10 protein-coding genes are annotated in these 15108 nt (G+C 72.3%); 8 read left to right on the top strand and 2 right to left on the bottom strand.

The annotated features are described in order from the left end of the window. Window positions 1-13: 13 nt before the first annotated feature. The 3 genes from ACIRFH_RS31445 to ACIRFH_RS31435 are packed head-to-tail and all read left to right on the top strand — an operon-like array spanning window position 14 to window position 2873. The gene (locus tag ACIRFH_RS31445; protein ID WP_403528270.1) at window positions 14-1015 is read left to right on the top strand and encodes an ABC transporter permease; all 1002 of its coding nucleotides are present in this window, start codon (window positions 14-16) and stop codon (window positions 1013-1015) included. Then, entirely contained in the window at window positions 1012-1965 is a 954-nt protein-coding gene (locus tag ACIRFH_RS31440; protein WP_403528267.1) for an ABC transporter ATP-binding protein, read from the top strand. The genes ACIRFH_RS31445 and ACIRFH_RS31440 overlap by 4 nt, the downstream gene beginning before the upstream one ends. Next, window positions 1962-2873 (top strand): ABC transporter ATP-binding protein, encoded by a 912-nt coding sequence (locus ACIRFH_RS31435; protein WP_403528264.1) that lies wholly within the window; start codon window positions 1962-1964, stop codon window positions 2871-2873. Before ACIRFH_RS31440 ends, ACIRFH_RS31435 begins: the two co-directional genes overlap by 4 nt. A 151-nt stretch (window positions 2874-3024) precedes the next feature. Here ACIRFH_RS31435 and ACIRFH_RS31430 read toward each other — a convergent pair whose 3' ends face one another. Continuing rightward, entirely contained in the window at window positions 3025-5208 is a 2184-nt protein-coding gene (locus ACIRFH_RS31430) for an alpha-galactosidase (RefSeq protein WP_403528261.1), read from the bottom strand. A 155-nt stretch (window positions 5209-5363) separates the two neighbouring features. Between ACIRFH_RS31430 and ACIRFH_RS31425 the strand changes: the two genes are divergently transcribed. The 3 genes from ACIRFH_RS31425 (at window position 5364) to ACIRFH_RS31415 (ending at window position 11030) form a co-directional block, all read left to right on the top strand. Continuing rightward, window positions 5364-7853, top strand: coding sequence for a glycoside hydrolase family 2 protein (locus tag ACIRFH_RS31425; protein WP_403528258.1), 2490 nt, complete (start codon window positions 5364-5366; stop codon window positions 7851-7853). Beyond that, the gene (locus tag ACIRFH_RS31420; RefSeq protein WP_403528256.1) at window positions 7850-8713 is read left to right on the top strand and encodes a LacI family DNA-binding transcriptional regulator; all 864 of its coding nucleotides are present in this window, start codon (window positions 7850-7852) and stop codon (window positions 8711-8713) included. The genes ACIRFH_RS31425 and ACIRFH_RS31420 overlap by 4 nt, the downstream gene beginning before the upstream one ends. Before the next feature lie 337 nt (window positions 8714-9050). Then, entirely contained in the window at window positions 9051-11030 is a 1980-nt protein-coding gene (locus ACIRFH_RS31415) for a glycosyl hydrolase (RefSeq protein WP_403528253.1), read from the top strand. A gap of 118 nt (window positions 11031-11148) precedes the next feature. Here ACIRFH_RS31415 and ACIRFH_RS31410 read toward each other — a convergent pair whose 3' ends face one another. After that, window positions 11149-12297: a cellulase family glycosylhydrolase gene (locus ACIRFH_RS31410; protein ID WP_403528250.1), complete on the bottom strand. Its 1149-nt coding sequence runs from the start codon at window positions 12295-12297 to the stop codon at window positions 11149-11151. A gap of 362 nt (window positions 12298-12659) precedes the next feature. On the opposite strand from ACIRFH_RS31410, the gene manA reads away from it, so the two are divergent. Then, window positions 12660-13877, top strand: coding sequence for a mannose-6-phosphate isomerase, class I (gene manA / locus ACIRFH_RS31405; protein WP_403528247.1), 1218 nt, complete (start codon window positions 12660-12662; stop codon window positions 13875-13877). 65 nt (window positions 13878-13942) lie between these two features. After that, window positions 13943-14893: an ROK family protein gene (locus tag ACIRFH_RS31400; protein ID WP_403528244.1), complete on the top strand. Its 951-nt coding sequence runs from the start codon at window positions 13943-13945 to the stop codon at window positions 14891-14893. The last annotated feature ends 215 nt before the right edge of the window (window positions 14894-15108 follow it).

Here is a 15108-nt window from a genome sequence, read left to right as displayed (position 1 = left end):
AGGGAATCCTCTCGTGACCAGTGTCATCCCGCCCGACGGGACCCTGGAGGAGTCACCCCCGGGCATCGGGGACGACGCGGCGGCCCTGCTGCCCCCCGCCCGCCGGCGCGGCGGCTGGCGGGCCATGCTGCCCGCCTGGTCGCCCAAACTGGGCATCGGTCTCGGTCTGGTCGTGGCGATCGCGCTGTTCGGCCTGATCGGCCCGGTGCTCACGGGGGACCCGGACACCATCCGGAACATCGGCATGACCCCGCCCAGCGGCGAGCACCTGCTCGGCACCACCCAGACCGGGCAGGACGTCCTCGCCCAACTGACGCACGCCACCCGCGGTTCGCTGCAGATCGGTCTGCTGGTCGGCGTCATGGCCACCGTCCTGTCGGCACTGTTCGGCATCATCGGCGGCTATGCGGGCGGCGTCACCGACGAGGCGTTCTCGCTGTTCTCCAACGTCATGCTGGTCATCCCCGGGCTGCCGCTGGTGATCGTCATCTCCGGTTTCGTCCCGGCCGACCAGCGCGGTTCGTGGACCATCGCCGTGGTCCTCGCGGTCACCGGCTGGGCCGCGTCGGCGCGCGTGCTGCGGGCCCAGACCCTGTCGCTGCGCAACCGCGACTACGTCGCCGCGGCCCGGGTGGCCGGGGAGAAGCCCTGGCGGGTGATCTGCGTGGAGATCCTGCCCAACCTCCTGCCCCTGCTGGCCTCGCAGTTCGTCTTCTCCGTGATCGCCGCCATCCTCAACGAGGCCGGGCTGTCCTTCCTCGGCCTCGGCGCCTCCAACTCCTCGACGCTGGGCACGATGCTGTACTTCGCGCAGAACGGCTTCGCCCTGCAACGCGAGGCCTGGTGGTGGTTCGCCCCGCCCGGGCTGATCATCGCGGCCTTCGGCTGCGGACTCGCCCTGATCAACTTCAGCCTCGACGAGATCATCAACCCGCGGCTGCGCGAGGCGGGCCGCAGGCGCAAGGCCCCGGCCGAGGCCGCCCCGAAGCGCGTCGCGAGGAGCACCGCCGCATGAAGAACGACACCGCGCCGTCCGCCACCCGGCCGGCCACCGAACAGACCCCGTCCGAAGCGGTGCTGACGGTCCGTGACCTCAACGTCGTGTACCAGGCCGACCCGCCCGTCCACGCCGTCAAGGACGTCTCACTGACCCTCGACCGGGGCGAGATCCTGGGTCTCGCGGGGGAGTCCGGCTGCGGCAAGAGCACCCTGGCCTACGCGATCAACCGGCTCCACGAATGGCCCGCCGAGGTCACCTCCGGCTCCGTCACCTTCCACGACCGGGAGGGAACGGACCTCGATCTGCTGGCCCTGCGCGACGAGGAACTGAGGCGCTTTCGCTGGGCCAAGCTCTCCATGGTCTTCCAGGGCGCGATGAACGCGCTCAACCCGGTGCTCTCCGTACGGGCCCAGCTGGAGGACGTCCTCACCACCCACCGCCCCGGCATGTCCAAGCGGGAGCGGCGGGAGCGCTGCGCCGAGGTGCTGGAGCTCGTCGGTGTCGAGCCCCGCCGGATGGACTCCTTCCCGCACGAGCTCTCCGGCGGCATGCGGCAGCGCGTGATGATAGCCATGGCGCTGCTGCTCGACCCACAGGTCATGATCATGGACGAGCCCACCACGGCGCTCGACGTGCTCGTCCAGCGCGGCATCCTGCGAGAGATCCTGCGACTGCGCGACCGGCTCGGCTTCGCCGTCGTCTTCATCACCCACGACCTGCCGCTGCTGCTGGAACTCAGCGACCGCATCGCGGTGATGCTGCGCGGCGAGATCGTCGAGTACGACACCGCCGAGACGATCTACCGCCGGCCCCGGCACCCCTACACCCGCACCCTGCTGGACTCCTTCCCCAGCCTCACCGGTGACCGCGGGTCCTTCCTGCGCACCGGCGAGGCCACCGGTTCCGCCACCCGCGGGGAAGACGTGCCCGGGGCAGACGCACCCGAGGAAGGGGACGCGCGATGACCACCCTCGAAGTACGCGACCTGGTCAAGGACTTCACCATCCGCTCCGGACTGCGCCGCAGCACCCTGCGCGCCGTGCACCGGGTCGGCTTCACCCTGGTGCCGGGCCGGACCGTCGCGCTGGTCGGCGCCTCCGGCTCCGGCAAGTCCACCGTCGCCCGGATGATCGCCCGGCTGGAGAAGCCGACCTCCGGCACCATCACGGCCGTCGACCCCACCGGGCGCCGGGTCGAGGACCGGCACTACCGGAACCATGTGCAGATGGTGTTCCAGGACCCCTTCGCCTCGCTCAACCCCTTCCACTCCATCGAGCACCACATCGCCCGCCCCCTGCTGCTGCACGGGCGAAGCCGCGGCCGGGACGAGACCCGGGAGCGGGTGGCGCAGTTGCTGGAGCGGGTGAGCCTGCCGCCGGACGCGGTCATGGACCGGCGCCCGCACGAGCTCTCCGGCGGCCAGCGCCAGCGGGTCGCCATCGCCCGTGCCCTCGCCCCGGGCGCGCAGGTCGTCATCGCCGACGAACCGGTGTCCATGCTCGACGTCTCCAGCCGCCTCGGAGTGCTCAACCTGCTGGCCAGGCTCCAGCGCGAGGACGATCTCGCCGTCCTGTACATCACCCACGACCTGGCCACCGCGCGGCACTTCTCCGACGACATCCTGGTGATGAACCGCGGCCGGGTCGTCGAGCGGGGGCCGGCCGACGACGTCATCCTCGACCCGCAGCACCCGTACACGCGGATGCTGGCCGCCGCCGCTCCCAACCCCGAGCTGCGCGGCCGCCTCGGCCGGGAGGAAGCCGGACCGAAGGCGACCTCCGACCACGACCACCTCACCTACGACCACGCCGGTCGGCGCTGGATCGACATCGACGCCGAGGGTGACACCGAGGCGACCGGAGCGGCGGCGTGAGGGCAGCGGGTGCGCCCGCCCGGCGCACCCCGGTGCCGGCCGCGTGCCCGGTGCCGCGCCCTCGTCCGTACACGTAGGACCGTCCGCCGACGACCGGGCCCCGCCGACAACACGTCGGCGGGGCCCGGTCGTTGTGGAGGAGGGACGGGGACTACCGGCGGGTGGCGCGCAGCAGGACGGCCCGCTCCGGGTACAGCACGGGTGCCTGCACCCCCGCCTGTGCGAGGACGGCGCCGGGCAGTTCGACGCCCTGCGGTGTCCACCACGGCAGGTGGGCGCCCCAGTGGTGGGCGTTGCCGTCGGGCAGGTCGCCCGGCGCCTGCGGACGCACGTGGTAGACGGCGTGCGGGTCCAGGCCGGGCAGCCGGACGGGACCGGTGGGGTACAGCTCGGACGTGCCGGTGGCCACCAGGGTGTAGACCGCGTCGGACCCGTCCTCGGCGACCACGCCGTGGAGCGAGTAGGCGGGGTCGGTGAGGTCGCCGTGCACCGCGGTGCCCGAGTGCAGCAGCGGGCGCAGCTCCTTGTACAGCGCCACCCACTCGGCCAGCCGCTCCAGCTCGGCCGGCTCGGCGGACGTCAGGTCCCACTCGATGCCGAAGTGCCCGAACAGCGCGGTGGCGGCACGGAAGTCGAGGGGATGGGTGCGGCCGGTGGTGTGCGAGACCGGGGAGCCGACGTGCGTGCCCATCAGCTCCAGCGGGACGAGCGCGTTGGTCCACCGCTGGATCCGCTGCCGTTCCAGGGCGTCGATGCAGTCCGACACCCACACCCGGTCGGTCCGTTCCAGGATGCCCAGGTCCACCCGGCCGCCGCCGGACGAGCAGGACTCGATCTCCACGCCGGGATGCCGGGCGCGCAGGTCGTCCAGCAGGCGGTACACCGCCGCCGTCTGGTCGTGCACCCCGGCCCGGCCGCCCGGCTGGTGACCGGCCTCCACCAGGTCCCGGTTGTGGTCCCACTTCAGGTAGGCGATCGGGTACGCGGACAGCAGGTCGTCCAGCCGCTGCAGGATGTACGCGTACGCCTCCGGCCGGGCCAGGTCCAGGACCTGCTGGTGCCGCGCGGCGCCGGGCAGCCGGCCGCCCGTCGCCATGATCCAGTCCGGATGGGCGCGGGCCAGCTCCGAGTCCTCGTTGATCATCTCGGGTTCCACCCAGAGCCCGAACTGCATCCCCAGCGCGGTGACGTGGTCGATCAGCGGGCCGAGGCCCTGGGGCCACACCTCGGGGGAGACGAACCAGTCGCCGAGCGCCCGCCGGTCGTCGCGGCGCGCGCCGAACCAGCCGTCGTCCAGCACGAAGCGCTCGGCGCCCACGGCGGCGGCCGCGTCCGCGAGCTGCTTCAGCCGCTCCAGGTCGTGGTCGAAGTACACCGCCTCCCACGTGTTGACGACCACCGGCCGTGGCGAGCGCGGATGATGGTCCCGGGCCCGCAGATGGCGGTGGAAGCGGGCGGACACCTCGTCCAGACCGCGCCCGTACGCCCCGTACTGCCAGGGCGTGCGGTAGCTCTCGTCCGGAGCGAGCAGCACCTCCCCGGACAGCAGCAGTTCTCCGCAGCCCAGCAGCGAGACGGAGTGGAAGGTGCGTTCGGCGAAGGTGCGGTGATTGCCCGACCAGGCGGTGTGCACCGCCCACACCTCGCCGCCGCGGTTGCCGAAGTCCTTCGTCCCGGCGGCCAGCAGGTACGCCGAGTCGTAGCCGGTGCGCCCGGTGCGGTTCTCCCGCAGGCGCAGCCCCTGCGTGAAGGGCGTCCGCTGGGGGCTGCGCTCGCGCAGATGGTGCCCGGTGAAGTCGAGCAGTTCCGTGGCCACGGCCGGCACGGGCAGGGTCAGGTTGACCGCGTCGAGGGCGAACGGGGTGGTGCCGCGGTTGGTCACGGTCGCGCGCTGGCGCACCAGCCCCGCCTCGGTCAGCTCGATGTCCAGTTCCAGTTCCAGGCCGGCGGTCCGGTCCTCGGCGTGGACCAGGAGGCGGCCGGGCCGGTCGCCGGACGCGGGGGAGTCCACGGCGAAGTCGACGCGGACCACGCGGAAGGCGGTCGAGAAGTCCGCGCCGTTCCTGTGGCCCACCAGCCCGGGGGTGCCGAGCCAGCCCGCGGACTGCTCCGGGAGCACGGACACCTCGACCGGTCCGTCGACCGAGAAGCCGATCGGCTGGGGGCGCGACGACAGCCGCAGCGCCTCGAGGCCGGCATCGGACAGGCCACCGAGATCGGCGCCCCAGTGCACGACGCGTGGAAGAGTGCCGCCGGAGGTGTCCAGGACCAGCGAGGCGCCTGCGGCACGCAGGTGGACCACACCGTGCGGGGGGAGGAGGGAGTCAGTTGACACGTTGAGGCTTTCTCCGAAGGGAGCGGGTCAACCCCGCCGTTGACTTACTTAATTCATCGACGTAACAATCGTAGGCGGTTCGACCGGGGAACAACAGGGGTCCGGTACCGACGGATTCGCCCCGGCTCGCATGCCGAGATCCGACAGGAGTGAACATGGCACAGACGCCCCTGCACGAGGGCTGGCTGCTGAGCGCCACACGCGGGCCGGTCCCGGAGACCATCGGGGGGCGTGAGGTACGTGCCGTGGTCCCCGGCAGCACGCACCTGGACCTGATGGCCGCCGGTCTGATCCCCGACCCCTACCTCGACCGGGTCGAGGAGGACCTCACCTGGATGCACCGCACCGACTGGCGGTACCGGCTCGCCCTCGACGCGGCCGCGGCGGCACCGGACGAACGCGTGGACCTGGTCTTCGACGGCCTGGACACGGTGGCGACCGTGACCCTCAACGGCCGGGTGCTCGGCCGCACCGCCAACATGCACCGCTCCTACCGCTTCGACGTGCGCGACCACCTCACCGACGGCCCCAACGAACTCGTCGTGGACTTCCGCTCCGCGCTGGAGCACGCCGAGGAGACGGAGGCGGCACTCGGCCGCCGCGAGCACGTCTACCCCCACCCCTTCAACATGGTGCGCAAGATGGCCTGCAGTTTCGGCTGGGACTGGGGCCCCGACCTGCAGACCGCCGGCATCTGGAAGCCGGTGCGGCTGGAGCGCTGGAGCACCGCGCGTCTGGCCCGCGTACGCCCGCTGGTGAGCGTCGGCCCGGACGGCGACGGCGTGATCGAGGTGCACGCCGACCTCGAGCTCGCGCACCCCGCGGACCGGCCCGCCCTGGAACTGGCCGCGCGGATCGGCGGAGCCGAGGCCCGCACCGTTCTCGACCCCGGCAGCACCACCGCCGTCCTGCGCCTCACCGTGCCCGACGCCCGGCTGTGGTGGCCCGCCGGATACGGCGAACAGTCGCTGTACGACCTGGAGGTGGTCCTCACCGGACCGTCCTCCGAGGCGGCGGAACTGGACCGCTTCCACCGCCGGGTGGGCTTTCGCACCCTCACCGTCGACACCGCGCCCGACGAACACGGCACCCCCTTCACCTTCGTCGTCAACGGCACCCGGATCTTCGCCAAGGGCGCCAACTGGATCCCCGACGACCACTTCCTCACCCGCATCACCCGCGAGCGCCTGGAACGCCGCGTCGACCAGGCACTCGGCGCGAACATGAACATGCTGCGCGTCTGGGGCGGCGGCATCTACGAGACCGACGACTTCTACGACGTGTGCGACGAACGCGGCGTCCTGGTCTGGCAGGACTTCCCCTTCGCCTGTGCCTCCTACCCCGAGGAGGAACCGCTGCGCGGCGAGGTCGAGGCCGAGGCCAGGGAGAACGTCGCACGGCTGGCCGGCCGGCCGAGCCTGGCGCTGTGGAACGGCGGCAACGAGAACCTCTGGGGCTTCGCCGACTGGGGCTGGCCCGAGCAACTGGCCGGCCGCACCTGGGGACTGGGCTACTACACCGAGCTGCTGCCCCGGATCGTCGCCGAACTGGACCCCACCACGCCGTACGCCGACGGCAGCCCCTACACGCCCGGCGCCCCCGTCGGCGGCATCCACCCCAACGACCAGGACCACGGCACCCGCCACGAATGGGAGGTGTGGAACCGGATCGACTACACCGCCTACCGCGACCACACCCCCCGCTTCTGCTCGGAGTTCGGCTTCCAGGGCCCGCCCACCTGGGCCACGCTCACCCGCTGGATCCACGACGAGCCGCTCGCCGCCACCTCGCCCGCCTTCCTGCTCCACCAGAAGGCCGAGGACGGCAACGGCAAACTGGACCGGGGCCTTGCACCGCACCTGCCCGCCCCGCGCACCTTCGAGGACTGGCACTGGGCCACCCAGCTCAACCAGGCCCGCGCCGTGGCCTTCGGCATCGAGCACTTCCGCTCCTGGTGGCCGCGGACCGCCGGTGCCCTGGTGTGGCAGCTCAACGACTGCTGGCCCGTCACCTCCTGGGCCGCGGTGGACGGCGACGAGCGCCCCAAGCCGTTGTGGTACGCGCTGCGCAAGGCCTACGCCCCGCGCCTGCTCACCTTCCAGCCCCGGGCGGGCAGGCTCGCCCTCGCCGTCGTCAACGACACCGACGAACCCTGGACCGGACCCCTGTCCCTGGAGCGCCGCACGCTCCGGGGAGCCGTCCTCGCCGATGCTAGAGTCGACCTCCGGGCGGCGCCCCGGTCGGTCGTGGTCATCGAACCGGACGGCGCACTGCTCACCCCGGACGATGTCAGGCAGGAGGTACTCGTGGCGTCCTCGAAGGACGTACGCGCCTTCCACACCTTCTGCGAGGACCGGGACCTCGCCCACCGGCCCGACGCGCTGAGCGCCGAGGCGCACGCCGTACCGGACGGCTACCGGGTCGACGTCCGCGCCCGCTCCTTCGCCCGCGACATCGCCGTACTCGCCGACCGGGCCGCCCCCGACGCCGTCGTGGACGACATGCTGGTCACCCTGCTGCCCGGCGAGACCCACTCCTTCCACGTCCGCACCGCCGCCGTCCTCGACGACCCGGCGGTCCTGACCACCGCGCCGGTGCTGCGCTCGGTGAACAGCCTCTGCCACGCCCCGTCGGAGACCGAATGAACCCCACCCCCCGTGCCCGCGCGGGTCAGGGAGCCCTGGGCCTCGTCCTCGCGAGCTCGACCCGCCTGCTCGGGGTGGAGCCCTTCTTCATGGAGTTCATCGCCGGGATGGAGGAGAGCCTGGTCGCCCGGGACATGTCGGTACTCCTCCACGTCGTCACCACGCACGACGAGGAGATCGCCGCGTACCGCCGCTGGGCCGAGGGCCGCCTGGTGGACGCGGTCGCGGTCGTCAACCTCACCGAGGACGACCGGCGGCCGGAGGTCCTGCGCGAGCTGGGACTGCCCGCGGTCCTGGTCGGCACGTGGCCGGGGGACCCCGGCATGCCGGTCGTCCGCACCGACGACGGCAAGCCCGTGCGCGACGCCCTGACCCGGCTCATGGAACTCGGACACCGCAGGATCGCCCGCGTCGGCGGACCCCGCTCGCTGCTCCACACCCGGGCGCGCCTGCGCGCGCAGGAGGAGGCGTGCACGGAGGCGGGCATCGAACTGCTGGTCGCCGACGGCGACTACTCGGCCGAGGCCGGGGAGCGACTCACCGCGGAGCTGCTGCGCCGTGACCGGCGGCCCACGGCGATCCTGTACGACAACGACGTGATGGCCGTCGCCGGACTGAGCGCGGCCAAGGAACGGGGCCTCGCCGTGCCCGGCGACCTCTCCCTCATCGCGTGGGACGACTCCACCCTGTGCCGGCTGGCCTCCCCGCCGCTGACCACGATGACCGTGGACGTCCACCGCTACGGCGCCCTGGTCGCCCAGGCGGCCCTGGACCGCATCGACGGCCGGCCGGCCCAGGACCGCTGGTCACCGGCCGCGCACTTCGTGCCCCGCGGCTCGACGGGCCCCGCCCCCGAGTGACGCGGCACGCTCCCCTCACGGCCCGGACCGCGGTCACCTGACCGGCCGCGGTCCGGGCGCACCTCCCCACCGCGACCGGGTTGCTTCACCACCCGACGTAAGTCGCCTGATCACCTGCCCGAGCCGCTTCCACCGCACCGCGCAAGGCGCTCATGCTCCGTCCTCACCCCCCTTTGCGCATATCCGACAGGAGAGGCATGTGACGTATCCCCACGGAACAGCTCCCCACGGAACAGCTCCCCACGGAACAGCTCCCCACAGATCAGCTCCCCACAGACCGGCGAAGCCCCGCGGGCGGCTGACCGCTCTGGCGGCTGTCCTCGCCCTCGCCCTCGGCGTGCTCGCCACGGCGCCGGCCGCCGCCTCCCCCGCCACGGGGCGCGGACCTTCGGGCCGCACGGTCGGGACGGCCGACGCCCGGGCGACGGCCGAGACCCGCTCCCTCTTCTCCTACCTGCGGGACCGACGCGGCGAAGGCATCCTCTTCGGCCATCAGCAGACCACCGAGTTCGGAGTGACCTTCGAGGAAGCCGACGGCATCAAGTCCGACGTGCTCGCCGGCGTCGGCGACCACCCCGCGGTCTTCGGCTGGGACATGAGCGGAGAGGGCTACGGCTCCTCGCCCGGCACCCCGGAGGAGAAGTTCGCCACCTTCGTCGACCTGATCCAGGACGCCCACCGCATCGGCGGCATCAACACCATCAGCGCCCATATGGACAACTTCGTCACCGGCGGGAACTACGGTGACACGAACGGCGACGTGGTCGAGCGGATCCTGCCGGGCGGGGACCACAACGACGAGTTCAACGCCTACCTCGACCGCGTCGCCCGTCTCGCCCACGCGATCACCGACGACAAGGGCGCCCCCATCCCGGTGATCTTCCGTCCGTTCCACGAGAACAGCGGCTCGTGGTTCTGGTGGGGCGCCGCCCATGCCTCGCCCTCGCAGTACGTCGAGCTGTGGCGCTACACCGTGGAGTACCTGCGCGACACCAAGGGCGTGCACAACTTCCTCTACGCCTACGGGCCCGGCGGCGGTTACGGAGGCACGGACGAGGTGTACCTGCGCACCTACCCCGGGGACGACTTCGTCGACGTCCTCGGCTACGACAACTACGACGGCACCGACGGCTCCCGGCGGTGGCTGGACGGCATGGTCGCCGACCTCGGCATGATCGCCCGGATCGCCGAACAGCGCGGCAAGGTCTCCGCCTTCACCGAGTTCGGCGAGAGCGGTGCCCTGAAGCCCAACGGGCAGAACGGCGACCCGCACTGGTTCACCCAGGTCCTGGACGCCGTCACGGCCGACCCGGACGCCTCCCGCACCGCCTACATGATGACCTGGACCAATTTCGGCACCGACCAGTTCTTCGTCCCCACTCCGGCGTACGGCGGTCTCCCCGAGCACGAACTCCTGCCCGACTTCCGTGCCTTCGCGGCCGACCCCGACACACTGTTCAGCTCGGACCTGGACCTGCGCGACGTGTTCGACCGACGGGTCCGCGCCGTGCGGCACGACCCGTTCCTGCACATCGTCTCGCCCACGGACGGCGAACGGATCACCACCGCGACCGCCACCGTTCGCGTCCGGGTCTCCGACGCCCTTCCGCAGCAGGTGTACTACACCGTCGGTGACGACCCCGCCCGGCACCGGCTGCGCCACGACCGGAAGACCGGCTACTGGACCGGCACCTGGGACATCGGCGAGGAGAACCTCACCAACACCCCGACCGAGCTGAAGGTCCGGGCCGTCCTGCCCGGGCACCGGACACTCACGGCGGACCACCGCGTCGTCCTCGGGGAGAAGCCGCCGCCGGCGCCCGGAGTCGTGGACGACTTCGAAGGACACGTCGACGACACGGCCCTGCGGGCCGAGTACAGCCCCTACGGCACCAACACGATCTCCCTCTCCCGGGATCCCGTCGGCAACGGCGAGAAGGCACTGCGCTTCGACTACGACTTCGCCTTCCAGAACTACACGGGCATCGGCAAGCGGATCGAGGGGGACTGGTCCGCCTTCGACTCCCTCTCGCTGTGGCTCGAGCCGGACGGCTCGCGTCACAAGCTGGTGCTCCAGCTCGTCGCGGGCGGCGTGGCCTTCGAGGCGTACCCGTCCATGGCCGACACCGAGGCCGGGGCCGTCAGGATCCCGTTCGCCGACTTCCGTCCGGCGCCGTGGGACACCGCGAACGCCGGCCGGCGCCTCACCCCCGAGGACCTGGCCGACCTCTCGCAGTTCAACGTCTTCATCAACCAGGACAGTGCGGGAGGGACCACCAGCGGCAGTTTCTTCCTGGACGACATCCGCGCCCTCTGACGGCCGGGGCGCGGCCGGGTGGGCTCCACTGCCCCGGCCGCGTGCCGTGCGCCGCGAGTCGCCCTCCCCGGCCGGTGGGCGGAGAGGGCGACTCGCGGGTGTCCGGACGGGGCGGCCGTCAGTGGTCCGCCGCGCTGCCGCGGACCACGCAGGAGCGGTGGTTCTCCCAGCCCCAGCCGTCGCCGTCGGGGTCGGAGGCGCTGCCGTGCACGCAGTACGGGTAGCCGTTCGGGGCGGTGCCGCCACCGGTGGTGGTCCCGTAGACGGTGGCGGTCCGGGAGGTGGAGGAGATGCCGTCGGCCCCGTGGAAGATGCGTCGGCCCCAGCCGGTCAGGGAGTTCGCGTCGAAGCCCTTGACCATGTCGAGGTACTCGACGCCACCGCCGTTGCCGCTCCAGGACCAGCCGAGGTAGCCCACCCTCAGGGACCGCGCGGTGGCCATGATGGCGTCCTCGTCGGGGTTGCCGTCGCTGTGCTGGTCGCCGAACTCGCCGACGACGACGGGCAGCCCCCTGTCGACGAAGGCGTGCAGATAGTCCCGCACCTCGGCGGCGGTGTCGTAGACCCCGTACATGTGGATCGAGAAGACGGTGTTGCGGTCGGGGTCGGAGGCGAAGACGGAGGGGGCGTTGTCCCGCATCGTGTGGGACCAGTCCTGGCCCCAGTTGGGGGCGTCGACCATGAGGGCGTGGTGGATGCCGGCCCCGCGGAGCTTGCCGATCGCCGCCTTGGTGGCACCGGTCCAGGCCGTGTAGTTGCCGTTGCCGAAGGGCTCGTTGCCGATGTTGACGACGACGTAGCTCTCCTGGTTCTTCAGCGCGCTCTTCACGCCGATCCAGTAGTCGGCCGCCCGGTCCAGGGTGGTCGCGGCGCCGTCCTCGCCGTAGCCGGTGGTGTCGTGCACCTCCAGGACGCAGATGACCTTGTTGGCCTTGCACTGGGCGATGAGGGCGGAGACCTCGGACGTGCTCGTCCGGGTCCACCGGTCGCCGTTGCTGAGCACGACGCGGACGGTGTTGGCGCCCTTGCGTGCGATGTCGGCGATGGAGGAGGTGCGGTCCGGATACCAGGCGTGGGCGTGATTGACCCCGCGCATGACGAACTCGTTTCCGTTGCCCTCGACGAGGCGTCCGTTGCGGACGTGCAGGCCGGTGGGCGTGGCGGCGGCCTCGCCCACCGGGCCCACGACCGAGAACAACAGGCCGAGGACGGCGGCGAGCGCCATGCCCGCGGTGGTGATCAGGGTGCTTCCTGGTGGCTTGTGCATATTTCTCTCCTCGGGGTCGTGCGGGGCTGGGGACACGAAGGGTGCGGCGCGGCACGGCACGGCCGACAACGATGTCGTCGTACGGGGGCATGCCTGATGAGCCGCTTCGCGGGGTGTGGGGCTTCGGGCGCCGGACGACGGGCCGCTCGTGGCCCCTATGACGCACCCGGTGTTACGTCCATGTCAATGCTTGGTTCACGGTCATTTCGTTGAGCCGCGTCCTAAACCGCTAAACCCGCTGCTCGGGTCGGGCAGCACAGGAAAGGCGGAACCCTGGTGCGCCGAGCCGCACTACTATACCGGTTCAATAACAGAGGGTCGCCGATTCTCGATAACCGGTCGCACGCCGTTAACGTACGACCGTGGATCTACTTCTACCGATCATCAAGCCGTATGCCTGGGGCTCCCACGAGGGCATCGCCCGGCTGCAGGGGAGGGACGTTCCCTCGGCCGGTCCCGAGGCGGAACTGTGGATGGGTGCCCACGCGTCCGGCCCCGCGGGCATGACGCGCGACGGGCATCCGACGACGCTGCGGGACGCGGTGGCCGACGACCCCGAGCGGGAGCTCGGAGCCGCCTGCGCCCGCCGGTTCGACGGCAGGCTTCCGTTCCTGCTGAAGGTGCTCGCCGCCGAACAGCCCCTGTCCATCCAGGTGCACCCCGACCGGGAGCAGGCGCGCGCGGGCTTCGCCGCCCAGCAGGCCGCCGGCGGCCACGGCGCGTACGCCGACGACTGGCCCAAGCCCGAACTGCTCTGCGCGCTCAGCCGCTTCGAGGTGCTGGCCGGTTTCCGCGGCCGTGCGCAGGCCGCCCGCATCCTCGAGGACCTCGGCCTCGACCGGCTGCGGCCGGTCGCCGCGCTGCTGCGCGACGGCACCGGTGACGAGGCGCTGACCGAAGCGCTGCGCGCCCTGCTGGAGTGGCCGCGGCACGACCGTGAGCCGTTCGTCGCCGAGGTCGTCGAGGCGAGCCGGCGCCGGGCGCCGCTGCCCGGGCCGCACCGCGCGGCGTACGACGCGGTGGTGCGCATGTCCGAGTACCACCCCGGAGACCTCGGCCTCGTGGCCTCCCTGCTCCTCGACCACCGGGTCCTGGAGCCCGGCGAGGCCCTGTTCATGCCGGCCGGCGGTCTGCACGCCTACGTGCGCGGAGTCGGTGTGGAACTCCTCGCCAACTCGGACAACGTGCTGCGCGCGGGACTGACCGCCAAGGAGGTCGACGTCCCCGAGCTGCTGCGGATCACGGACCCGTCGGTGCGGGTGCCCGAGGTGCGGCCGACGGGCGTCCCGGGGCCGGGACGGACCCGGCTGTACGACTGCCCGGTCGAGGAGTTCGCCCTCTACCGGACCGAGCTCGCGGGCCCCGGCGGTCCCCTCGTCCCGTCGTCCGGTCCCCGCATCGCCTTCTGCGCGGAAGGGACCGTCCGGCTGCGCACGGGCCAGGGGGAGGAGCTGCGACTCGGCCCCGGCGCCTCCTGCTTCCTGTCCGCGTCGGACGAGGACGTCCTGGTGGACGGCGAGGGCACGCTGTTCGTGGCGGCCACCGGCCCGGGGGCCGACGACCGCGGCTCCCGCGCCTAGGAATTCCCGCTCACCCATCTGGTGACAACGTTGTCGGTCAATGGACCGGAGAGAGGACTGCATCGGTGTACGCCGCCCTGGACATCGGAGGAACCAAGATCGCGGGTGCGCTGGTCGACGAGGGGGGAACCGTCGTCCACCGCACCGAACTCCCCACCCCCGCACGGGAATCCGCCCACCGCCTGGCGCGCACGGTCGACGCCGTGATCGACGCCCTGGCCGCCGCTCCCGCCTGGGGCACCGTACGCGGCTTCGGCATCGCCAGCGCGGGCCCCGTCGACACCGCGGCCGGCACCGTGAGCCCCGTGAACATCCCCGCCTGGCGGGCCTTCCCCCTGACCGAGAGCGTGCGCGCCCATCCGATGCTCTTCGACGGCGTCGCCCCCGTCCTGCTCGGGGACGCCGTGGCCATGGCCGCCGCCGAGCACTGGCTCGGTGCCGCCCGCGGGGTGGCCAACGCGCTGTGCATGGTGGTCTCCACCGGCGTCGGGGGCGGCTTCGTCCTGGACGGCCGGCTGCGTCCGGGGCCCTCGGGGAACGCCGGGCACATCGGCCACATCTCCGTCGCCCTCGACGGCCCGCCGTGCGTCTGCGGTGCGCGAGGGTGCCTGGAGGGCTACGCCAGCGGTACCGCCATCGCCCGGCACGCCCTGGAGACGGGCTGGAGCCCCGAGCCCGGCTCGCCGCCGACGGCCGCCGCCGTCGCCGCCTCCGCGCGCGCGGGCGACGAGCGCGCCCTGGCCGCCTACGACCGCTCGGCCCGCGCGCTGGCCGCCGCCATCGCCGGCACCGCGACGCTGCTGGAGATCGAGGTGGCCGTCATCGGCGGCGGCGTCGCCCGGTCGGGCGACACGCTCTTCGCCCCGCTCCGCCGCCACCTGCGGGAGTTCGCGGTCCTCGACTTCGTCCGCGGTCTGGAGGTGCGGCCCGCGGCCCTCGCCGCGGACGCCGGCCTGATCGGCGCCGCGGCGGCGGCCCGCCAGCACGTCCGGGAACTCGGTCACGCGGCGGTCTAGCCGCGGCGCCGCATTCAGGAGGAGAGTTACTTAACCGGTTCTGTTTCCCCCTTTCCACTTCATGTGAGGGAAGGGGGAAGCAGGCGTTCCCGGCACCGGGGGAGAGGCGGTTTCCTCGCGAATCGCCGCAGCCGGGCGCCTGTGTTCCCCGTACGGTCCCGCAGGGTCGGTGTCTCACGAAAGAGCCCGGGAGAACACTCGAGGGGCGCGGCACC

The organism is Streptomyces sp. NPDC093586 (assembly GCF_044764905.1).
Lineage (GTDB): Bacteria > Actinomycetota > Actinomycetes > Streptomycetales > Streptomycetaceae > Streptomyces.
The sequence above is the reverse complement of the archived record's forward strand: the minus strand, read 5'-3'. Positions and strand labels throughout refer to the sequence as shown.